This is a genomic window from Pseudomonas sp. GZD-209 (assembly GCF_049310485.1).
Lineage (GTDB): Bacteria > Pseudomonadota > Gammaproteobacteria > Pseudomonadales > Pseudomonadaceae > Aquipseudomonas > Aquipseudomonas sichuanensis.
Genome location: NZ_JBMOWQ010000122.1, coordinates 1 through 21,509, shown reverse-complemented (window position 1 = coordinate 21,509; position 21,509 = coordinate 1). Strand labels below are relative to the sequence as shown.

Annotated in this window: 15 protein-coding genes and 1 pseudogene; 7 read left to right on the top strand and 9 right to left on the bottom strand. The window is 63.8% G+C overall.

The window, feature by feature from the left end:
* The first annotated feature begins 330 nt into the window (after positions 1-330).
* Positions 331-2,028, top strand: a complete 1,698-nt coding sequence (fadD1, locus tag ACO6VM_RS14925) for a long-chain-fatty-acid--CoA ligase FadD1 (RefSeq protein ID WP_401056561.1) — start codon at positions 331-333, stop codon at positions 2,026-2,028.
* Positions 2,029-2,142: 114 nt separating this feature from the next.
* Here the strand turns inward: fadD1 and ACO6VM_RS14920 are convergent, their stop codons facing one another.
* The gene (locus ACO6VM_RS14920; protein WP_401056560.1) at positions 2,143-3,450 is read right to left on the bottom strand and encodes an NAD(P)/FAD-dependent oxidoreductase; all 1,308 of its coding nucleotides are present in this window, start codon (positions 3,448-3,450) and stop codon (positions 2,143-2,145) included.
* A 26-nt stretch (positions 3,451-3,476) separates the two neighbouring features.
* The gene (locus tag ACO6VM_RS14915) at positions 3,477-4,841 is read right to left on the bottom strand and encodes a glutamine synthetase family protein (protein ID WP_422403477.1); all 1,365 of its coding nucleotides are present in this window, start codon (positions 4,839-4,841) and stop codon (positions 3,477-3,479) included.
* Positions 4,842-5,344: 503 nt separating this feature from the next.
* Between ACO6VM_RS14915 and hrpA the strand changes: the two genes are divergently transcribed.
* Both hrpA and ACO6VM_RS14905 read left to right on the top strand, forming a co-directional pair.
* Positions 5,345-9,250, top strand: coding sequence for an ATP-dependent RNA helicase HrpA (gene hrpA / locus ACO6VM_RS14910; protein WP_422403476.1), 3,906 nt, complete (start codon positions 5,345-5,347; stop codon positions 9,248-9,250).
* A 217-nt stretch (positions 9,251-9,467) separates the two neighbouring features.
* Entirely contained in the window at positions 9,468-10,589 is a 1,122-nt protein-coding gene (locus tag ACO6VM_RS14905) for a beta-ketoacyl-ACP synthase III (protein WP_422403475.1), read from the top strand.
* A 101-nt stretch (positions 10,590-10,690) separates the two neighbouring features.
* On the opposite strand, the gene ACO6VM_RS14900 is transcribed toward ACO6VM_RS14905, so the two are convergent.
* Positions 10,691-11,935 carry a putative porin gene (locus tag ACO6VM_RS14900; protein WP_401056553.1) on the bottom strand — a complete coding sequence of 415 codons (1,245 nt, stop codon included), beginning with the start codon at positions 11,933-11,935 and terminating at the stop codon, positions 10,691-10,693.
* Between the two features lie 239 nt (positions 11,936-12,174).
* On the opposite strand from ACO6VM_RS14900, the gene ACO6VM_RS14895 reads away from it, so the two are divergent.
* On the top strand, positions 12,175-13,302 hold the full coding sequence (locus ACO6VM_RS14895) for a GNAT family N-acetyltransferase (RefSeq protein ID WP_422403474.1): 1,128 nt from the start codon (positions 12,175-12,177) through the stop codon (positions 13,300-13,302).
* Positions 13,303-13,336: 34 nt separating this feature from the next.
* Here the strand turns inward: ACO6VM_RS14895 and ACO6VM_RS14890 are convergent, their stop codons facing one another.
* The 6 genes and pseudogenes from ACO6VM_RS14890 to ACO6VM_RS14865 all read right to left on the bottom strand — a co-directional run bounded on the left by ACO6VM_RS14890 (position 13,337) and on the right by ACO6VM_RS14865 (position 19,248).
* Entirely contained in the window at positions 13,337-14,200 is an 864-nt protein-coding gene (locus ACO6VM_RS14890) for a methyl-accepting chemotaxis protein (protein ID WP_407692105.1), read from the bottom strand.
* Positions 14,192-14,962 (bottom strand): annotated as a pseudogene (locus ACO6VM_RS14885) (MCP four helix bundle domain-containing protein); the annotation flags it as partial. The pseudogene ACO6VM_RS14885 and the gene ACO6VM_RS14890, both read right to left, overlap by 9 nt.
* Positions 14,963-15,052: 90 nt before the next feature.
* Positions 15,053-16,885, bottom strand: a complete 1,833-nt coding sequence (locus ACO6VM_RS14880) for an ABC transporter ATP-binding protein (RefSeq protein WP_125859593.1) — start codon at positions 16,883-16,885, stop codon at positions 15,053-15,055.
* 62 nt (positions 16,886-16,947) lie between these two features.
* Positions 16,948-17,505, bottom strand: coding sequence for a peptidylprolyl isomerase (locus tag ACO6VM_RS14875; RefSeq protein WP_110995905.1), 558 nt, complete (start codon positions 17,503-17,505; stop codon positions 16,948-16,950).
* A complete protein-coding gene (locus ACO6VM_RS14870) occupies positions 17,499-18,311 on the bottom strand; it encodes an alpha/beta fold hydrolase (protein ID WP_110995904.1) in 813 nt (270 codons plus the stop codon). The genes ACO6VM_RS14875 and ACO6VM_RS14870 overlap by 7 nt, the downstream gene beginning before the upstream one ends.
* Before the next feature lie 13 nt (positions 18,312-18,324).
* Positions 18,325-19,248 (bottom strand): LysR family transcriptional regulator, encoded by a 924-nt coding sequence (locus tag ACO6VM_RS14865; protein ID WP_258642760.1) that lies wholly within the window; start codon positions 19,246-19,248, stop codon positions 18,325-18,327.
* 50 nt (positions 19,249-19,298) lie between these two features.
* On the opposite strand from ACO6VM_RS14865, the gene ACO6VM_RS14860 reads away from it, so the two are divergent.
* From ACO6VM_RS14860 to ACO6VM_RS14850, 3 genes are all read left to right on the top strand, one after another.
* Positions 19,299-19,613, top strand: coding sequence for a 3-phosphoglycerate kinase (locus ACO6VM_RS14860; RefSeq protein WP_422403473.1), 315 nt, complete (start codon positions 19,299-19,301; stop codon positions 19,611-19,613).
* Between the two features lie 110 nt (positions 19,614-19,723).
* Positions 19,724-20,323, top strand: coding sequence for an FMN-dependent NADH-azoreductase (locus ACO6VM_RS14855; protein WP_422403472.1), 600 nt, complete (start codon positions 19,724-19,726; stop codon positions 20,321-20,323).
* 229 nt (positions 20,324-20,552) lie between these two features.
* Positions 20,553-21,425, top strand: a complete 873-nt coding sequence (locus ACO6VM_RS14850) for a carboxylate/amino acid/amine transporter (protein WP_422403471.1) — start codon at positions 20,553-20,555, stop codon at positions 21,423-21,425.
* The last annotated feature ends 84 nt before the right edge of the window (positions 21,426-21,509 follow it).

Here is a 21,509-nt window from a genome sequence, read left to right as displayed (position 1 = left end):
TCTGGGGGGAGTGTGTTCCCCCAAAAAGGAGTGGGGGGGGCTGCGACAGGTTTCGCGGGTGAACCCGCTCCCACAGCAACAATGGCTCTATTTCGGCATTTTCAGCCGATATTGCGACACTTTGGCTAAATACTCTAAAAATGACCTGTACATTTCTTTGAGTCATTTTTGTGACCATGAGGCCAATTTCGGCCTCTAGGCGACCCCTGGTAAAGCTGTTACTCTCGGCGCGCTTTCCCAGGATCCGGTTTGCAATGAGCCGGCTTCGCATATCAATAATAAGCGCATCGACGCGTACCGAATTCGCTGTTGCTGAAGGAGCGGGCTTCCATGATCGAACATTTTTGGAAGGATAAGTACCCAGCCGGGGTCACGGCGGACATCAATCCTGACGAATTCCCCAATATCCAGGCGGTTCTCAAGCAATCCTGCCAACGCTTTGCCGACAAACCTGCCTTTAGCAACCTGGGCAAGACCATCACCTACGGCGAACTGTATGCGCTGTCCGGCGCCTTTGCCGCCTGGCTGCAGCAGCATACCGACCTGAAGCCGGGCGATCGCATCGCCGTCCAGTTGCCCAACGTCCTGCAATACCCTGTCGCCGTGTTCGGCGCCATGCGTGCCGGGCTCATCGTGGTCAATACCAACCCGCTGTACACCGCGCGGGAGCTGGAGCACCAGTTCAACGATTCCGGCGCCAAGGCGCTGGTGTGCCTGGCCAACATGGCGCACCTGGCCGAGAAGGTCGTGCCGAAGACCCAGGTCAAGCACGTCATTGTCACCGAAGTGGCCGACCTGTTACCACCGCTCAAGCGCTTGCTGGTCAACAGCGTCATCAAGTACGTGAAGAAAATGGTGCCGGCCTACAACCTGCCCAATGCCGTGCGCTTCAACGATGCGCTGGCCCTGGGCAAGGGCGGCGCGGTGACCGAGGCCAACCCGCAGGCCAACGATGTGGCAGTGCTGCAGTACACCGGCGGCACCACCGGCGTGGCCAAGGGCGCGATGCTCACCCACCGCAACCTGGTCGCCAACATGTTGCAGTGCCGCGCGCTGATGGGCTCGAACCTGCACGAAGGCTGTGAGATTCTCATCACCCCGCTGCCGCTGTACCACATCTACGCCTTCACCTTCCATTGCATGGCCATGATGCTGATCGGTAACCACAACATACTCATCAGCAACCCGCGCGACCTGCCGGCCATGGTCAAGGAACTGGGCAAGTGGAAGTTCAGCGGCTTCGTCGGCCTGAACACCCTGTTCGTCGCCCTGTGCAACAACGAAACCTTCCGCAACCTGGATTTCTCGGGGCTGAAGATCACCTTGTCCGGTGGCATGGCGCTGCAGCAGAGCGTGGCCGAGCGCTGGAGGACGGTGACCGGCTGCGCCATCTGTGAAGGTTACGGCATGACCGAGACCAGCCCGGTGGCGACGGTCAACCCGTCCGAGGCCAACCAGGTCGGCACCATCGGCATCCCGGTACCCTCTACCCTGTGCAAGGTCATCGACGACAACGGCCAGGAACTGCCGCTGGGCGAAGTGGGCGAACTGTGCATCAAGGGCCCGCAGGTGATGAAGGGCTACTGGCAGCGTGAAGAGGCTACCGCCGAGATCCTCGACAGCAATGGCTGGCTGAAGACCGGCGACATCGCCGTGATCCAGCCGGACGGCTACATGCGCATTGTCGACCGCAAGAAGGACATGATCCTGGTCTCGGGTTTCAACGTGTACCCCAACGAGCTCGAAGACGTGCTCGCCGCTTTGCCGGGTGTGCTGCAGTGCGCCGCCATCGGCGTGCCGGACGAAAAATCCGGCGAGGTGATCAAGGTGTTCATCGTGGTCAAACCGGGCATGACCGTCACCAAGGAGCAGGTGATGGAGCACATGCGCGCCAACGTCACTGGCTACAAGGTGCCGCGCTACATCGAGTTCCGCGATGCACTGCCGACCACCAACGTCGGCAAGATCCTGCGCCGCGAGCTGCGTGATGAAGAGCTGAAGAAACAGGGCCTGAAGAAGATCGCCTGATCTTAAGGCGTTGTGGGAGCGGGCTTGCCCCGCGATGAGGCCAGATCAGGCAACGATGTTGTCCGGCCTGGCCTCATCGCGGGGCAAGCCCGCTCCCACGGTGCACCGCTTCGGCTAGCGCAGTTTTTCAAGCATCTGGTAGTACCACATCCCCGCCGCCAACAGCGGATTCCCCAGCAGATCCCCCATCGGCACCTTGATGTGCTTGCACGCCGCAAAGGTGTCGAATTTCTCCAGCGTCCCGGTCAATGCCTCGGCCATGATCTCGCCCATGATGTGGCTGGTGGCGATGCCATGCCCGGAATAACCCTGGCAGTACCACACGTTGTCCGACAGCTTGCCCAACTGCGGGATGCGGTTGACCACGATGCCCATGGCGCAGCTCCACTGGAACTCGATCGGCACGCCCTTGAGCGCCGGGAAGGTGCGTTCGATGCACGGGCGCAGTTCGGCCTCGATGTCCCGCGAATCACGCCCGGAATAGTTGGCGCCACCGCCGAACAGCAGGCGCTTGTCGGCGGTCAGGCGGTAGTAGTCGAGGACGAAGCGGCAGTCGTACACCGCCAGGTCCTGGGGGTTGATCTGCGCGGCCAGCTCGCCCAGTGGCGCGGTGGTGACGATGCCGCCCATGGCCGGGAAAATCTTGCCCTTGAGCTGGCGTTTTTCCAGCTTGTGGTAGACATCGCCGGCCAGCATCACCTGTCGCGCTTCGATCCGGCCGTGGGCGGTGACCACCGCCGGGCGTGGGCCGTGGATGATGTCCAGGACCTCGGAGTTTTCGAAGATCAGTGCGCCCAGGCTGTGGGCCGCGCGGGCTTCGCCCAGGCACAGGTTGAGCGGGTGCAGGTGCAGGTTGCGGCGGTTCTTCAGCGCGCCGATGTACAGCGGGCTTTGCAGGTGCTCGGCCATGGCGGCGCGGTCGAGCAATTGCACCTGGTCGCCCATGCCGCGGCGCTGGGCCTCGGCCTCGAAGGCGCGCAGTTCGTTCAGGTGCGAGGGTTTCATCGCCGCATGCAGGTGGCCGCGCTTGAGGTCGCAGGCGATGCCATAGCGTTCCACCCGCTGCTCGATGATCTGGTGCCCGCGCCAGCGCAGGTGCCAGATGAAGTCATCCACCTCGGCACCGAGCCGTTCACGCATCTGCGTGCGCATGGCCTCGTCGCCCGACAGGCTGCCGGTCACCTGCCCGCCGTTACGCCCGCTGGCGCCCCAGCCAATGCGGTTGGTCTCGACGATGGCGACCTTCAGGCCGCGCTCGGCCAGCTCTACTGCGGTGGCCACGCCGGTGAAACCGCCGCCGATGATCGCCACGTCGACCTGCACCGTGCCCTTGAGGGTGGGGTATTCGCTGTGGTCGTTGAGGCTGGCGCTGTAGTAGGACGGCGCGCGCTGGGCCGGCCCCTTGTTCACTGCTGCGTTCATGAGTGTTCCTTGTTGTAATTCGATTGTCAGGCCTGGTGCAGGTACCAGCGCCAGTCCTGCTCGCCCACTTCGGCCATGAACTGGCGGTACTCGGCGCGCTTGACCTTCAGGTACACACCCAGGAAGGCCTCGCCGAAGGCTTCCCGGGCCCACGCCGAACGTTCCAGGGCATCAACGGTGGTGAGCCAGTCGGTTGGCAGGTGCTCGGTGGCCTGGGCATAGCCGTTGCCTTGCACCGGTGCGCCCGGGTCGAGCTGCTCGCGAATGCCTTGGTGGCTGGCGGCCAGAATCGCTGCGGCGGCCAGGTAGGGGTTGGCGTCGGCGCCGCAGATGCGGTGTTCCACATGCCGGCTGTTGGCCGGCCCGCCCGGCACGCGCAGGCTGACGGTGCGGTTGTCGACGCCCCAGGTCGGCGCCAGCGGCGCATAGCTGTTGGCCTGGAAACGGCGGTACGAGTTGGCGTTGGGGCAGAACAGCAGCAGCGATTCGCGCAGGTGGCGCAGCATGCCGGCGACCGCCTGGCGCAGCAGCGGGGTGCCGGCCTTGTCCTCGCTGGCGAACAGGTTGTTGCCGTCGGCATCGGCCAGGCTCAGGTGCATGTGCATGCCGGTGCCGGCCAGCTGGGCGAACGGCTTGGCCATGAAGCAGGCCTGCATGCCGTGGGCGTGGGCGACGCCTTTGACCAGGCGTTTATAACGCACGGCCTGATCCATCGCCTCCAGCGCATCGCCATGCTCCAGGGTGATTTCGACCTGGCCCGGGGCATATTCGGAGATCGCCGTGCGTGCCGGGATGCCCTGGGCCTTGCAGGCGGCATAGAGGTCGGCGAGGAAGGGCTCGATCTGTTCCAGTTCGCGCAGGCCATAAACCTGTGTCGTGCGCGGTCGGCCGCCGTCGTTGTCCAGCGCCGGTTGCGGGCGGCCCTGGGCGTCAGGTTTCTGGTCGAGCAGGTAGAACTCCAGCTCGCAGGCCATCACCGGGTAGTAACCGTCGGCCTTGAGCGCATCGATGGTGCGCAGCAGTACGTGACGCGGGTCGGCGATGCTGGCGGGCATGCCTTCGCTGGGGTGCATGCTGACCTGCACCGCCGCGGTCGGCACCCGGCGCCAGGGCAGGCGCACCAGGCTGCCTTGCAGCGGGTAGGCGCGGCAGTCGATGTCGCCGACATCCCAGACCAGGCCGGAGTTTTCCACGTCGTCGCCGTTGAGGGTAAGGCCGAGGATGGTGCTCGGCAGTGGGCGACCGGTTTCGAACACCGCCAGCAGTTCATCGCGGTGCAGCAGCTTGCCGCGTGGCACGCCGTTGGCGTCGAGGATGAACAGTTCGATCAGGTCGATATCGGGGTTGTCGGCCAGGAAACGCCTGGCTTGCTCTGCGGGTGCAAAGTGCATGGTGGAATTCGCTCGCGCCCACGGGCGCACAGGACCGCCGTTGAGGTTCGGTCGGTCGTACTGAAAAGGTCGGCAGTGATGCCGCAACGGGTCAGTGAGTGGCGAGCGAGGTGTCTGGTGGGCGCGCGTGGCGGCAGTGCCACAGGGCCCAGAAGGCGAGGATGACATGCACCAGCGGATTCTCGCCGGCACGGGCCCTGGCCTTCGGCAGCGAAGGGCGAGGCAGCGGGCGGGCGATGAGCGGGTCGGGGAGCATGCCTTGGATACTCACATGGCGCGTAAGGTTGATTAAAGCAGTGAATGGCGACGTTCATTCCGTGGTTTGCTAAACATTTGTGCTGTTTTTTTGGGGGAAACCCCCTCCCCACCCTTTTTTGGTGGATTTTGTTCCCCCCGCGAAAGGGCCAGCGCAGACAGCAAAAAAACGGCAAATCTGCGACAATCCCGCCCCTTCGAATGCCGATCATGAATAAGCAGCGCCCGCTGCATCATTAAAAAGCCCCATGACAGACCACGCCATCGACCAACTGCTGAACAACCTCGACCACGCCATGATCGCCGACCGCCATCGCCTGCGGCGGCAACTGCATGAGCTGCGCAAGCGCCCAGACGAGGCCAGGCTTGCGCAGTGGGTGGAGAAGGTCCAGGCCTCCTTTGCCCAGGTCACCGCGCGCCAGCAGAGCGTGCCGAGCATCCGTTACGACGACAGCCTGCCGATTGCGGCCAAGCGTGACGAGATCAAGAAGGCCCTGGCCGAACACCAGGTGCTGGTGATCGCCGGCGAGACCGGTTCGGGCAAGACCACCCAGTTGCCGAAGATCTGCCTGGAGCTGGGGCGCGGCAGCCATGGCCTGATCGCCCACACTCAGCCCCGGCGGATTGCCGCGCGCAGCGTGGCGGCGCGGGTCGCCGAAGAACTCGGCACGCCGCTGGGTGCGCTGGTCGGTTACCAGGTGCGTTTCGAGGACCAGAGCGACTCGAACACCTTGGTCAAACTGATGACCGACGGCATCCTGCTGGCCGAGACCCAGCATGACCGCTTCCTCGAACGCTACGACACGATCATCGTCGACGAGGCCCACGAGCGCAGCCTGAACATCGATTTCCTGCTGGGCTATCTCAAGACCCTGCTGCACCGTCGCCCGGAGCTGAAGCTGATCATCACTTCGGCGACCATCGACCTGGAGCGCTTCTCCAAGCACTTCGACGGCGCGCCGATCATCGAGGTTTCCGGGCGCACGTACCCGGTGGAGACCTGGTATCGCCCGTTGACCAGCGAGCAGGACGAGGAGGGCAACCAGATCGAGGACGACCTCTCGGTCGACCAGGCGATCCTTGCCACCCTCGACGAGATCGCCCAGCACGAGCGCAGTCAGGGCAAGGGCCCGGGTGATGTGCTGGTGTTCCTGCCCGGCGAGCGTGAAATCCGCGATGCCGCCGAGATCCTGCGCAAGGCGCAACTGCGCCATACCGAGATCCTGCCGCTGTATGCGCGCCTGTCGCCGGCCGAGCAACAGCGGATCTTCCAGTCCCACAGCGGCCGCCGTGTAGTGTTGGCGACCAACGTTGCCGAAACCTCGCTGACGGTGCCGGGCATCCGCTATGTAATCGACAGCGGCACTGCGCGCATCAGCCGCTACAGCTACCGCGCCAAGGTCCAGCGCCTGCCCATCGAGGCGGTGTCCCAGGCCAGCGCCAACCAGCGTAAAGGTCGCTGTGGCCGGGTCGAGCCGGGTATCTGCATCCGCCTGTACAGCGAAGAGGACTTCAACGGCCGGCCGGCGTTCACCGATCCGGAGATCCTGCGTACCAACCTGGCGGCGGTGATCCTGCAGATGCTGCACCTGCGCCTGGGTGCCATCGACGCGTTCCCGTTCATCGAGCCGCCGGATGGCAAGGCCATCAGCGATGGCTTCAACCTGTTGCAGGAGCTGTCGGCGGTCAATCGCGAGAACCAGCTCACGCCGCTGGGCCGCCAGCTGGCGCGCCTGCCGATCGACCCGCGGATGGGCCGCATGCTGCTCGAAGGCGCACGCCTGGGCAGCCTGCAAGAGGTGTTGATCGTTGCCAGTGCGCTGTCGGTGCAGGACCCGCGTGAGCGCCCGCCGGAGCGCCAGCAGGCAGCCGACCAGGCCCATGCCCAGTGGAAGGACGTCGATTCCGACTTCGCCGCGCTGGTCAGCCTGTGGCGCGGCTTCGAGGAACAGCGCCAGGCGCTGACCGCCAGCCCGCTGCGCAACTGGTGCCGGAAGAACTTCCTCAACTACCTGCGCCTGCGCGAGTGGCGCGATGCCCATCGTCAGTTGGCGCTGATCTGCCGCGACCTGCAGCTTACGGTGAACAAAGAGCCGTGCGATTACCCGCGCATGCACAAGGCGATCCTCAGCGGCCTGCTCAGCCAGATCGGCCACAAGGCTGAAGAGGGCGACTATCAGGGCGCGCGTCAGCGCCGCTTCTGGATTCATCCCTCGTCCGGCATCGGCCGTAAGCGCCCGCAGTGGGTGATGGCCGCCGAACTGGTGGAAACCACCAAACTGTACGCGCGCATGGTGGCCAAGATCGAACCGGACTGGATCGAGCCGCTGGCCACCCACCTGATCAAGAAGAACCACTTCGAGCCCCATTGGGAGAAGAAGCGCGGGCAGGTGGTGGCTTACGAGCAGATCACCCTGTACGGGCTGATCGTGGTTGGCCGCCGGCCGGTGCACTTCGGCCCGATCGACCCGGTCACGTCACGGGAGCTGTTCATCCGCGAGGGGCTGGTTGGCGGTGAGATCCAGTCGCGGGCCAAGTGCTTGGCGGCCAACAAACGCCTGCTCGAGCAGCTCGACGAGCTGGAAGCCAAGGCACGCCGGCGCGACATCCTTGCCGATGAAGAGACGCTGTACGCCTTCTACGAGGCGCGCCTGCCGCAAGAGATTCACCAGACCGCGACCTTCGACGCCTGGTACCGGATGACCAGCCAGAAGGATGCCGACCTGCTGATCATGCGCGAGGAAGACGTGCTGGCCCGCGAGGCCAGCGAGGTGACCGCCGCGCAGTACCCGGACCATCTGCAGGTGGGCGACCTGCGCCTGACGCTGAGCTATCACTTCGAGCCCAACCACCCGCGCGATGGTGTGACCGTACGAGTGCCGGCGCCGCTGCTGCCGAACCTGCCGGGCGAACGTCTGGAATGGCTGGTGCCGGGGCTGCTGGAGGCCAAGTGCATTGCCCTGGTGCGCAACCTGCCCAAGGCCTTGCGCAAGAACTTCGTGCCGGTGCCGGACTTCGTCAAGGCGGCGCTGTCGCGCATGACCTTCGGCCAGGGCGGCCTGCCGCAGGCGCTGGGGCAGGAACTGCTGCGCATGACGGGGGCGCGGGTGTCCGATGAAGCCTGGGCGGAAGCCGCCGGGCTGGTGGAAGGCCACCTGCGCATGAACATCGAAGTGGTCGACGCCGCGGGCAAGTTCCTCGGTGAGGGCCGTGACCTGGCCGAGCTGACCGCGCGCTTCGCCGCCGCCAGCCAGGCGGCGCTGGCCCTGCCGCGCAACGAGAAGGCCGAGCAGCCGGTGCAGGCCAAGGCCTTCACCCAGGTGGCGCAGACCGCCCAGCAGAAGATCGCCGGGCTGTCGATGACCGTCTACCCAGCGTTGGTCGAGGACAACGGCACGGTGCGCGAGGGGCGTTTCTCCACCCAGGCCGAAGCCGAGTTCCAGCACCGCCGCGCACTGCAGCGCCTGTTGCTGCAGCAGCTGGCCGAGCCGGCCAAGTTCCTGCGCGGCAAGCTGCCGGGGCTGACCGAACTGGGCTTGCTGTACCGCGAGCTGGGGCGGGTCGAGGCGTTGGTCGAGGACATCCTGCTGGCCAGCCTCGACAGCTGCATCCTTGAAGGCGAAGACCCCTTGCCCCGCGACGGTGCCGGCCTGGCGTCACTGGCCGAGCGCAAGCGCGGCAGCTGGACCGAGCATGCCGAACGCCTGGCGCGCCTGACCCTTGAGGTGCTGAAGCTGTGGCATGGCCTGCAGAAGCGCTTCAAGGGCAAGATCGACCTGAGCCAGGCGGTGGCGCTGAACGACATCAAGCAGCAACTGGCCAACCTGGTCTATCCGGGGTTCGTGCGCGAGACGCCGGGCGTCTGGCTCAAGGAACTGCCACGTTATCTCAAGGCGGTGGAACTGCGCCTGGAGAAGCTGGGGTCGCAGGTGCAGAAGGATCGGGTGTGGAGTGGCGAACTGGCCAATTGCTGGGCCCAGTACAAGGCCCGTGCTGACAAGCATGCCCAGGAGGGCAAGCGTGACGAGCAGTTGCTGACGTACCGCTGGCTGCTGGAGGAGTACCGGGTGTCGTTGTTCGCCCAGCAGTTGGGAACGAAAGTGCCGGTTTCCGACAAGCGACTGAGCAAGCAGTGGAGCCAGGTGGAAGCCTAACCGTTGCAACTTGTGGCAAACTTGCTGGAATTTTGGGCCGCTTTGCGGCCCATCGCTGGCAAGCCAGCTCCCACAAGGTAATGCAATCGCTGTGGGAGCGGGTTTACCCGCGAACGAGGGCGCAGCCCTCGCCCGTAAATTGGCACCAAGGTGCCATTATGTTGCCCTTTTCCCGGCCTGCGCCGCATGGCGATGGCCTTTGACCAGAGGAACGACCGTGCACAACGTCGTGATCAGCGGCACCGGCCTGTATACCCCGGCCCAGAGCATTTCCAACGAAGAACTGGTGGAATCCTTCAACACCTGGTCGCAGCAGTTCAACCAGGACAACGCCGCGGCCATCGAGCGCGGCGAAGTCGAGGCAGCGCCGTTGTCCGATGCCGCCTTCATCGAGAAGGCCTCGGGCATCAAGAGCCGCTTCGTGATGGACAAGGCCGGCATCCTTGACCCACAGCGCATGAAGCCGCGCCTGGCTGAGCGCAGCAACGACGAACCCTCGGTGCTTTGCGAAATGGCCGTGGCCGCCGCCCGCCAGGCACTGGAGCGCGCCGGTCGCACCGCCGCCGATGTCGACGGCGTGATCGTCGCCTGTTCCAACCTGCAGCGCCCGTACCCGGCCATCGCCATCGAAGTGCAGCAGGCGCTGGGCATCCAGGGCTTCGCCTTCGACATGAACGTGGCCTGTTCCTCGGCCACCTTCGGCATCCAGACCGCCGCCAACAGCGTGCAGCTGGGCCAGGCGCGTGCGGCGCTGATGGTCAACCCAGAGGTCTGCACCGGCCACCTGAACTTCCGTGACCGTGACAGCCACTTCATCTTCGGTGACGCCGCCACTGCCGTGCTGATCGAGCGTGCCGACCAGGCCACCTCGAAGCACCAGTTCGACATCGTCAGCAGCAAGCTGTGGACCGAGTTCTCCAACAACATCCGCAACAACTTCGGTTTCCTCAACCGTGCGGCAGAGGAGGGCGAGGGCGCCGCGGACAAACTGTTCATCCAGGAAGGCCGCAAGGTGTTCCGTGAGGTGTGCCCGAAGGTGGCCGAGATCGTCGGCCAGCACCTTGAAGAGAACGATCTGCAGCCGAACGACGTCAAGCGCTTCTGGCTGCACCAGGCCAACCTGAGCATGAACCACCTGATCGTCAAGAAGCTGTTGGGGCGTGAGGTGGCCGAGGAAGAGGCGCCGGTGATTCTGGACCGTTATGCCAACACCAGTTCGGCGGGTTCGGTGATCGCCTTCCATCTGTACCAGGATGACCTGGCTCCGGGCTCGCTGGGTGTGTTGAGTTCGTTTGGCGCGGGGTATTCGATCGGTAGCGTGATTCTGCGCAAGCGCTGATGCTTGCCTGAAACGTGGGAGCGGGCAGACAAAAAAAGGCAGGAAATGCTGGATGGGGTCAGCATTTCCCGCCTCAGAGTGAAACGAAAGGAGCGTGTCGCTTAGAACTTGGCTTCCAGGTCCACCTGCAGCGTGTCTACGTCAGCATCGCTGTTCGGCAGGTTGGAGTAGTCGGTCTTGGCCATCATGTAGGCCGCGCCGAGGGCGAAGTTCTTGTCGATCTCGTAGCCAACCTTGAACTTGTGGCCACGCGAACCGGTGAAGCCGTTGCCGAAGTCGGAGTCGGTGAACAGGCTGACCACGGCGTTACGCTGCACGTCGCGGTAGTTGTAGTCCATGCTCCAGGCACCCACCTTGGTTTTCAGGCCGGCCAGCCAGGCCTTGTCCTTGCCGTCGGTGCTTTCGGTGTTCTTGACGAACTGGCCGTAGGCCGACAGCGGGATGGCGAAGCCGGTGAAGTCCAGCTGACCGAAACCTTCCACCAGGTTGAACTCGTTGGTGGTGTTGCCCAGCGAGCGCAGTGCCGCCGATTGCTTGTCGTTGTCGTAGCCGTAGATGCTGCCGCCCACGGTGACCTTGAGGGTGTCGGCGGCGTTGAACTTGGTACCCAACTGGCCGTGGTACAGCTGTGCGTCGTGCTTGAACTGCACGCCGTCGCCGTCGACGTTGTCCTTCAGGTTGTAGTGACCGAGGCTGCCGAACACTTCGGCAGGGCCCAGGTTGGTCTTGTAGGTGACGGCCAGGCCTTCGGGGTTGATGTCGCTGTCCCAGATGATGTCGCCCATGCTGACCCAAGGCTGCATCATCTTGCCGCCGATCAGGTGCAGGTTCGGCACCGCGGTGGGGTGCCAGTCGAGGTAGGCCAGGTCGACCCACAGCGATTTCTTCTCGAAGTAGTTGTCCAGGCTCTGGTTGGTCGAGCGGGCATCGGCGCTGCTGCCGGTGGCCACACGCACGCCGGCGTCGACCTGCGGGTTGATCTCGCTGTAGAAGCCGACACGGGCACGGACGCGCTCACGGTCCTGGTTGCCGCTGCGAGCGATCGGATTGTCGACGTTGACGTCTTCGTAACGCAGGCGCACATCACCCTTGATCTGGGTCTTGGCGGCCCATGCCACTTTTTGTTCAAAGGAGCTCATACGTTCGGACTGAGCTTTCTGGTCGGCCTTTTCCTTGGTTTCTTTTGCCAGGTCGCCTTGCAGTTCGTTGTACTGCGCCTGGTTGATCGAACCATTGGCGCGGAGCATTTCGAGCAGCTTGGCGTCGACAGCAGCACTGGCTGGAGTACTCAGAGCCAGCATCATGCCGGTGAGGCTCACTCCAGTTAGTGTAGAAACAAGACGCATAAGGTTCTCCCTGTTGAATAAAGTGGGGAGGCTCATGCGGCCGCCCCCGAGTTGGCATGTCTTCGGAAAAGCCCTGGCTAGACAGGTTGTTGGCCTCCGAAAAACAGGCGCCAGTATTGCGGGGGGGAATGACAGAATAATGTCCAATTGGTGGCACTGCTGTTAAGTGAACAGCAGTTCAATTGAGTGTCGCGGCTGCATTGGCAATACTGCCCACTTCAATTCAACGAGTCCCAATCGTGATCAGCCTTCACAGCCTTACCCACCTGCGCGACCTGCCGGCGACCACCTGGGATGCACTGGTGCCCGCTGGCCAACCCTTCCTGCGCCACGCCTTTCTCAGTGCCATGGAAGACAGCGGCAGTGTCGCGCCTGACAACGGCTGGGCCGCCGAACACCTGGTGCTGGAACACGACGGTGAGGTGCGGGCGTTGCTGCCGGCCTACCGCAAGTGGCATTCGTTTGGCGAGTACGTGTTCGACCATGGTTGGGCCGACGCCTGCGAACGTGCCGGCATCGCCTACTATCCCAAGCTGCTAGGCGCTGTGCCGTTCAGCCCGGTAAGCGGGCCGCGCCTGTTGAGTACCGAGCCCGGCGACGCCCTGCTGTTGTTGCAGGCACTGCCGGAATACCTGGGCAAGGGTGGGTTGTCCGGGGCGCATATCAACTTCACCGACAGTGCCTTGGACGAGGTGGTGGCTGGCCTGCCGGGCTGGATGGAGCGCCTGGGCTGCCAATTCCACTGGCGCAACCGGGGATACCGCGACTTCCAGGACTTCCTCGACACGCTCAGCTCGCGCAAGCGCAAGCAGATGCGCAAGGAGCGCGAGCAGGTATCGGCACATGGCATCGAGTTCGAGTGGTACCGGGGCGATCAACTGAGCGAGGCGCAGTGGGACTTCGTCTACCTGTGCTACGCCAACACCTACAGCGTGCGCCGCCGTTCACCCTACCTGACCCGCGAATTCTTCAGCCTGATTGCCGCGCGCATGCCCGAGGCGATCCGGGTGGTGATTGCCCGGCAGAATGGTCGCGAGGTGGCCATGGCTTTGAGCCTGGTGGGGGGCGACAGCCTCTACGGCCGTTACTGGGGCTGCCTGGACGAGTTCGACCGCCTGCATTTCGAGACCTGTTTCTACCAGGGCATGGACTTTGCCATTGCCGAAGGTCTGCAGCGTTTCGATGCCGGGGCACAGGGTGAGCACAAGCTGATTCGAGGGTTCGAGCCGGTGATCACGCGGTCGTGGCACTACCTGCTGCATCCGGGGTTGCGGCGGGCGGTGGAGGATTTCCTGTTGCAGGAGCGGGCCGGGGTGCAGGGGTATGCCGAGCAGGCGAAGGCAGCGCTGCCTTATCGTAAGGATTGAGATTGTCAGGGCTGCAAAGCAGCCCTGTGGGCCCTCAAAGGGTAAAGCGCTTGACCAACCCATTGAGCCCGCTTGCCAGGCGCGATAGCTCCTGGCTCGAGGCATTGGTCTGCTGCGCACCCGTGGCGCTCTGCACCGACAGGTCGCGGATGTTGGTGAGGTTGCGGTCCACCTCTCGGGCCACCTGGGCCTGCTCTTCGGCGGCACTGGCGATCACCAGGTTGCGCTCGTACATCTCGCTGATCCCCGAGGTGATCTCCTGTAACGCGTGGCCAGCGCTCTGGGCCAGCTCGCGAGTATCGCGGGCGCGGGTGCTGCTGGTCTGCATGGCGGTGAGGGCCTGGCTGGCGCCGCTGCGCATCAGCGATACCATCTGCTCGATCTCCTGGGTCGAGTTCTGGGTGCGATGGGCCAGCGCACGCACCTCGTCAGCTACCACGGCGAAGCCGCGGCCCGACTCACCGGCACGGGCGGCCTCGATGGCCGCGTTGAGCGCCAGCAGGTTGGTCTGCTCGGCGATGGCGCGGATCACATCCAACACCGTGCCCACTTTCTGGGACTGTTCGGCCAGTTGCCCCACCAGCGCAGCGGAGGCTGCCACTTCTTCGGCCAGGTCGCTGATCGCCTCGATGGTCTGCGACACCCGGGCCTGGCCCTGCTGCGCCGACTGGGTCGATTGCCGCGAGGCTTCGGAGGTGGACACGGCATTGCGCGCCACTTCTTCGACCGCTGTGCTCATTTCGTTGACGGCGGTGGCGGCCTGCTCGATTTCGTCGTGCTGGCGAGTGATGCCGCGTCCGGCTTCCTCGGTGACCGCGTGCAGCTCTTCGGAAGCCGCCGCCAGTTGCGTGGAGGAGCCGGAGATCTCGCCCAGGGTGTCGCGCAGGCGGTCGCGCATCTGTGCCAGTGAGTGCTGCAACTGGCTGACTTCGTCGTTGCCGCTGACGGCGATGGCGTTGCTCAGGTTGCCCTCGGCCACTTGCTTGGCTGCCAGTACCGCATCCTTGAGCGGCTGCACGATGCTGCGAGTGAGCAGCCAGGCCAGGGTGACGGTGAACAGTGCGGCCAGCAGGATCACGCCGATGACGATGGACCGGGACTGGTCGTAACGCTCGGCCGCCTGGTTACCCTCGCGTTCGATGCTCTTGGCATACAGTTCGCCCAGCTCGGCCAATTGCGCGCCGGTGCCGTCGACGACCGGCTTCATGTCTACCAGCACCAGTTTGTGCAGGGCGACGATGTCGCCGCGCCGGGCCAGCGAGAAGGAGTCGGCCATGCCTTTCTGGTAAGTCGCGAAGTCGCGCTGGAACTGCTGGTAGATGCGGGATTCTTCAGGGGTGTCGACGAACGCCTCGTAGTCCTTGATGTTCTGCATCAGGACCTTGTTGCGGGCTTCGTACTGGCTGACATAGGTGTCGACGTTGGCCGGGTTCGGGTCGAGAGCAACGCGCAACGAGATGGTTCGTACCCGCAGCATGTTTTCGCGAATGGTGTCCACGGTGCGGATGCTGGGCACCCAGTTTTCTTCCATGGCCGTGGCCGAGTCACGGATGTCGTCCATCTTGGCAAGGGAGAACATGCCAAGTAAGGCAACCATCAGTGCAATGCAGGCGAACCCCGATGTTGCCCGGGGCGCGATGTTCCATTGGCGTAACAGCATTACCACCTCGCCGGCCCACCAGGGCCTTTATGTTGTTGTACGACAACATATGTCGGCAGGGTGGGCGCGAGCTTGAGGCGACATGCACGGTCAGTCGACGCCGACGAAGCCACCGGTCTGGTGATGCCACAGCCGCGCATACAGCCCGTGCTGGGCCAGCAGTTCACTGTGGCTGCCGCTTTCGACGATATGCCCTTTGTCCAACACCACCAGGCGGTCCATGCGGGCGATGGTCGACAGGCGATGAGCGATGGCGATCACCGTCTTGCCCTGCATCAGCGTCTCCAGGCTCTCCTGAATCGCCGCCTCGACCTCCGAGTCCAGCGCTGAAGTGGCTTCGTCCATGACCAGGATCGGTGCGTTCTTCAGCAGTACCCGGGCAATGGCGATGCGCTGGCGCTGGCCGCCGGAGAGCTTGACCCCGCGCTCGCCGACATGGGCGTCAAAGCCGGTGCGGCCCTGGGCGTCGGACAACTGCGGAATGAACTCGTCGGCTTTCGCCCGTCGTACTGCTTCCCACACTTCTTCATCAGTGGCATCGGGGCGACCGTACAGCAGGTTGTCGCGGATCGAGCGGTGCAGCAGCGAGGTGTCCTGGGTGATCATGCCGATCTGTGCGCGCAGGCTGGCCTGGTTGACCTCGGCGATGTTTTGGCCGTCGATGAGGATGCGCCCGGCCTGTACGTCGTACAGGCGCAGCAGCAGGTTGACCAGGGTCGACTTGCCAGCGCCGGACGGGCCGATCAGGCCGATCTTCTCGCCGGGGCGGATGTCCAGGTTCAGCGCATCGATGACCTGGCTGCCCTTGCCATAGTGAAAGCCCACGTGCTCGAAACGGACCGCGCCCTGGCTGACCTTCAGTGCCGGCGCATCGGGCTGGTCGCTGACCGTTACCGGCTGGGCGATGGTCTGCAGGCCGTCCTGGACCATGCCGATGTTTTCGAAGATGCCGTTGACCACCCACATGATCCAGCCCGACATGTTGACGATGCGAATCACCAGGCCCGTGGCCAGGGCAATGGCGCCGACGGTGATCAGCGACTGGCTCCACAACCACAGCGCCAGCCCTGTGGTGGCGACCACCAACAGGCCGTTGAGCGAAGTGATTACGACGTCCATGCTGGTGACGACCCGAGCGGCCAGTTGGGTTTTTTCGGTCTGCTCGCGGATCGCTTCACGGGCGTACTGCTGTTCGTAGTCGGTGTGGGCGAACAGCTTGAGGGTGGCGATGTTGGTGTAGCCGTCGACGATGCGGCCCATCAGTTTGGAGCGGGCGTCGGAAGAGATCACCGAGCGCTCTTTCACCCGGGGCACGAAGTAGTACAGCGCCGCGATGTAGCAGGCGATCCATACCAGCAGCGGCAGCATGAGCCGCCAGTCGGCTTCGGCGAACAGTACCAGCGAGCTGATGGCGTAGATCAGCACATGCCACAGCGCGTCCACCGCCTGCACTGCCGAGTCGCGCAGGGAATTGCCGGTTTGCATGATGCGTTGGGCGATGCGCCCGGCGAAGTCGCTCTGGAAGAAATTCAGGCTCTGCTTGAGCACATAGGTGTGGTTCTGCCAGCGGATCAGGCTGGTCATGCCCGGGCTGATGGTCTGGTGCACCAGCAGGTCGTGCAGGCCGAAGAACAGCGGCCGCAGCAGCAGAATGACCACCAGCATCCAGATCAGCTCAGCGCTGTGCGCGCTGAAGAAGTTGGCGTTGGGTGTGCCCTGGGCCAGGTCGATGATCCGGCTCAGGTAGCTGAACATCGCCACCTCGATCAGCGAGGCGAACAGGCCGACGATCAGCAGGGCGAGGAAGCTGGGCCACACCTGGCGCAGGTAATAGAGGTAGAAGGGCCAGACCTTGCCGGGCGGCGCCTCGCTCGGCGCCTCGCGGAAGATGTCGATCAATTGCTCGAAACGACGGTACAGCATGGGTGAGGTAACTCCTGTTCCATCCGACCCTCAGGCGGTTCACATCCTTGTGAAGCCTGCGGTCAGTCGATGCGTTTGGCTGACTTGATGTACACCGGGTCGGCCGGCACGTCGCGCATGCCTTTCTTGACGGTAGTTGGCGAGTTGACGATCTGGTCGACCACTTCCATGCCCTTGGTGACCTTGCCGAACACCGCGTAACCACGGTCACGCCCGGGGTTTAGGAAATCGTTGTCGGCCACGTTGATGAAGAACTGGCTGGTGGCCGAATTCGGGTCGGAGGTACGGGCCATGGACAAGGTGCCACGGGTGTTCTGCAGGCCATTGCTGGCTTCGTTGCGGATCGGGTCGTTGGTGCTCTTCTGCACCATCTGGTCAGTGAAACCGCCGCCCTGGACCATGAAGCCCGGGATCACGCGGTGGAAAATCGTATTGTTATAGAAGCCACTGTCGACGTACTGCAGGAAATTCTTCGTACTGATTGGCGCTTTTTCAGCGTTCAGCTCGATCTCGACCTGGCCGAAGCTGGTATCCAGCAACACGTGTGGCGTCTTGTCGGAGGCCATGACGCTGGTGGCGAAGGCGACCGAGCAGGCGGTCAGCAGGAGTTTTTTCAGCATGGGCTCAAAGATCCTTGAGAGGTGGAAGCGGCTGCGAGGAAGGGCAGCAGGGTACGGTTGAAAACTGCGGGTTGGTCCAGGGGCGTAGCGTGCCGGGAATCCTCGATGACCGCCAGTCGGGCTTGCGGCATCAGGGCGACGTAACGCTCCTTGAGTTGTATCGGTGTGTAATCGTGGTCGGCGGCGATCACCAAGGTAGGACAGGCGATCTGCCCGATGCGTTCCTGCACGCCCCAGTCGACGATGGCGTCGAAGCTTTTCAGATACGCGCGTTTGTCGTTGCGTGCCCAGCGTTCGGCCATCTTGCGCCGCAGTTCGGCCTGCTGGGGTTTGGGAAAGAGCCTGGCGGCCAGGCCCTTGCCCACCGTTTCGACGCTGAGCAGACGCGCCAGGCCCCAGCGTTTGAGCCACCAGACCCAGTCACTGCGGGTGCGGCGTTTCACTTCTGGCGCACTGTTGACGATGCACAGGCTGCGAAGCCAGGCGGGGTGGTCGACGGCGAACTGGAAACCGACCATGCCGCCCATCGACAGGCCCACGAAGTGCACGGGGCCGGTGCCAAGGTGCTGGAGCAGGGCCAGCAGGTCTTCGCTGAAAGTCTTGATGTGGTAGCCGCGCCGCGGCTTGGAGGATTGGCCGTGGCCGCGGATGTCCATGAGGATGACCCGGTAATGGCGGCTGAACTCAGGTACCTGCAGCTCCCAGTCCTGGCTGCTTGAGCCCAACCCGTGCAGCAGCACCAGGGGCTCGCCCTGGCCATGTTCCTCGTAATGCAGCAGGCATCCGTCATGTTCGAAACAGGCCATGGGCGCGGTCCTCTCAGGCTTGCGGGGGGGCTGCGAAGGGCACGTCCAGCGGCGCGGTGTCGAAGTTGCGCAGCAACTCGATGAGGATCTGCGTGGCCGGGCCCAGGGTCTTTTCCTTGCTCGAGTAAAGGTAGAACAGCGGGTGGCGGCTGCCACCCTGATCCAGTGGCAATGGCTTGAGCACGCCTTCGCGCAGCTCGCGTTCGATCATGTGCCGGGGCAGCCAGGCAAAGCCCAGGCCGCTGCTGACGAAGGTGGTGGCGGTGCCCAGGCTGCCCACCGTCCAGCGCTGCTCGGCGCCCAGCCAGCCGACGTCGCGCGGTTGCGCGCGGCCGGAGTCGCGGATCACCACCTGCAGCTGGCTTTCCAGGTCCTGGAAGGTGATCTCACGGCCCATGCGGTGCAGGGCGTGCTCGGGATGGGCGACGGCGACGAACTCCACCGGGCTGAGCTCGGTGCCCAGATAGCCACCGATGTTGAAGCTGCTGATGGCAAGGTCGGCGATGCCTTCGTGCAGCACTTCCTCGACCCCGGACAACACTTCTTCACGCAGGCGCACCCGGCAGCCGCGGCTTTGCGGCATGAACGCACTGAGGGCGCGTACCAGGCGGGCACTGGGGTAGGCGGCGTCCACCACCAGGCGCACTTCGGCCTCCCAGCCTTGTTCCATGTGGTGGGCCAGGTCTTCCAGTTGGCTGGCCTGCTTGACCAGCTGCCGCGAGCGGCGCAGCAGCACGCTGCCGGCCTCGGTGAGCACGGCCTTGCGCCCGTCGATGCGCAGCAGCGGCACGCCCAGTTGCTCCTGCATGCGCGCCACGGTGTAGCTCACCGATGACTGCGAGCGGTGCAGCGCTTCGGCGGCCTGGGCGAAGCCGCCGTGATCGACCACTGCCTGCAGGGTCCGCCACTGATCCAGGGTTACGCGCGGCGCTTTCATCCAGGGCTCCTGTTGTCCTAAGCTGCGCTCTTCTCAAGGAGAGCGCCGGTATGAAGAAATGTTGTGCGGCTTTGCTGTTGTGCCTGCCCCTCGGGGCCATGGCTTACCCCATCGATGTGGAGAAACAGACCAACGGGGTCAAGGTCGACTACACCGCCTATGACACCACCTACGACATCGGTTCGATCAACCTCAACAACTATGGGCAGGTGCCGGCGGCGTGCAAGGTCACGTTCCGCAATGGCCCCGAGGCGCCGCGCGTGCGCCGGGTCAATGTGCCGGCGGGCAAGAGCGTCGATGTAACGGCGAAGTTCAACCGCGAGATTCTCAAATTGCGCATCCAGGTGGACTGCAAAGCAGAATAAAACGGATTCATCGATAGATTGGTCCCACTTTTTACGCTTTTTTATCGATAGGTCAACCCTTAATCTCACCTCCATCGAATCGCCACCCTTTACCGCCGATGGAGGCACCCATGTCCCGCGTACTGATCATCGAAAGCAGCGCCCGCCAGCAGGATTCCGTTTCCCGTCAACTGACCCAGGATTTCATTGCGCAATGGCAAGCGGCGCACCCGTCTGATGAGATCAAGGTCCGTGACCTGGCCGTGGCCCCGGTGCCACACCTGGATGCCAACCTGCTGGGCGGCTGGATGAAGCCTGAAGAGCAGCGCAGCGCCGCTGAGCTGGAGGCCCTGGCCCGTTCCAACGCGTTGACCGACGAACTGCTGGCAGCCGACGTGCTGGTGATGGCAGCGCCGATGTACAACTTCACCATCCCCAGCACCCTCAAGGCCTGGCTCGACCACGTGCTGCGTGCCGGTATCACCTTCAAGTACACCCCGACCGGCCCGCAAGGCCTGCTGACCGGCAAACACGCCATCGTCCTGACCGCCCGTGGCGGCATCCATGCCGGCGCCAGCAGCGATCACCAGGAACCTTACCTGCGCCAGGTGATGGCCTTCATCGGTATCCATGATGTGGACTTCATCCACGCCGAAGGCCTGAACATGAGCGGCGAGTTCCACGAGAAGGGCCTGAACCAGGCCAAGGCCAAGCTGGCCGCGGTGGCCTGAGGCTCAACGAATTCCCAACCCTGACACCTTGTTGCTCCTTTGGGTGTGCCTGCCCGGTCATTGCGATGGCCGGGCTTTTTTATGGCTGGGACACAGCAAGTACCAATGCCGGCCTCTTCGCGGGTAAATCGCAGCGGCGAAGAGCCCGGCACAGCCCTTACAAACCTCATGGTTGAACTGCCCGGACGCAACCCGCTAAGGTCGTCGCCTTGATCCACGAGAGGCCACCATGGGCTACCTGATAATCGTCGCGCTGATCCAGGCGTACTCTTTCAACCTGATCGGCGAATACCTGGCCGGCCACGTCGACAGCTACTTTGCCGTGCTGGCCCGGGTGCTGCTGGCCGGGCTGGTGTTCCTGCCGTTGACCCGCTGGCGCCAGGTCGAACCGCGCTTCATGCGTTCCATGTTGCTGATCGGCGCGCTGCAGTACGGCATTACCTACGTGTGCCTGTACCTGAGCTTCCGCGTGCTGACCGTGCCTGAAGTGCTGCTGTTCACCATCCTCACACCGCTGCACGTCACCTTGATCGAGGACGCCCTGAATCGGCGCTTCAACCCTTGGGCGCTGCTGGCTGCGCTGGTGGCCGTGGCCGGCGCGGCGGTGATCCGTTTCGACAGTGTCACGGGTGAGTTCTTCGTGGGCTTTTTGCTGTTGCAGCTGGCCAACTTCACCTATGCCGCCGGCCAGGTGCTGTACCGCCATCTGGTGGCCCGCCACCCCAGCGATCTGCCGCACTACCGACGTTTCGGCTATTTCTACCTCGGCGCACTGCTGGTGGTACTGCCGGCCTTCCTGCTGTTCGGCAACGCCCAGCACCTGCCGAGCACCGACACCCAGTGGCTGGTGCTGCTGTTCCTTGGGTTGTGCCCGACCGCGCTTGGCCTGTACTGGTGGAACAAGGGCGCCTGCCTGGTATCCGGCGGCACCCTGGCGGTGATGAACAACCTGCATGTGCCGGTGGGGCTGCTGCTGAACCTGCTGATCTGGAACCAGAACGAACCGCTGGGCAGGTTGGCCATTGGCGGGACGATCATCTTGTTGTCGGTGTGGATGAGCCGGTTGGGCGGGCAACGTACTGTGCAGCCTGCATCGCGTTGATTGGCAGGCTTTAATCGCCTTATCGGGGGGGGGAGCAAACCACCACCCACTTCGTTTGGGGGGGTGATGCTCCATAGGCGGCTT

Bases quoted from the DNA above. Each gene is read 5' to 3' on its own strand.
- ACO6VM_RS14865 (WP_258642760.1), bottom strand. From the start codon at position 19,248: ATGAAAGCGCCGCGCGTAACCCTGGATCAGTGGCGGACCCTGCAGGCA.
- hrpA (WP_422403476.1), top strand. From the start codon at position 5,345: ATGACAGACCACGCCATCGACCAACTGCTGAACAACCTCGACCACGCC.
- ACO6VM_RS14855 (WP_422403472.1), top strand. From the start codon at position 19,724: ATGTCCCGCGTACTGATCATCGAAAGCAGCGCCCGCCAGCAGGATTCC.
- ACO6VM_RS14915 (WP_422403477.1), bottom strand. From the start codon at position 4,841: ATGCACTTTGCACCCGCAGAGCAAGCCAGGCGTTTCCTGGCCGACAAC.
- ACO6VM_RS14920 (WP_401056560.1), bottom strand. From the start codon at position 3,450: ATGAACGCAGCAGTGAACAAGGGGCCGGCCCAGCGCGCGCCGTCCTAC.
- ACO6VM_RS14900 (WP_401056553.1), bottom strand. From the start codon at position 11,935: ATGCGTCTTGTTTCTACACTAACTGGAGTGAGCCTCACCGGCATGATG.
- ACO6VM_RS14870 (WP_110995904.1), bottom strand. From the start codon at position 18,311: ATGGCCTGTTTCGAACATGACGGATGCCTGCTGCATTACGAGGAACAT.
- ACO6VM_RS14850 (WP_422403471.1), top strand. From the start codon at position 20,553: ATGGGCTACCTGATAATCGTCGCGCTGATCCAGGCGTACTCTTTCAAC.
- fadD1 (WP_401056561.1), top strand. From the start codon at position 331: ATGATCGAACATTTTTGGAAGGATAAGTACCCAGCCGGGGTCACGGCG.
- ACO6VM_RS14875 (WP_110995905.1), bottom strand. From the start codon at position 17,505: ATGCTGAAAAAACTCCTGCTGACCGCCTGCTCGGTCGCCTTCGCCACC.
- ACO6VM_RS14890 (WP_407692105.1), bottom strand. From the start codon at position 14,200: ATGCGCGACCGCCTGCGCGACACCCTGGGCGAGATCTCCGGCTCCTCC.
- ACO6VM_RS14880 (WP_125859593.1), bottom strand. From the start codon at position 16,885: ATGCTGTACCGTCGTTTCGAGCAATTGATCGACATCTTCCGCGAGGCG.
- ACO6VM_RS14860 (WP_422403473.1), top strand. From the start codon at position 19,299: ATGAAGAAATGTTGTGCGGCTTTGCTGTTGTGCCTGCCCCTCGGGGCC.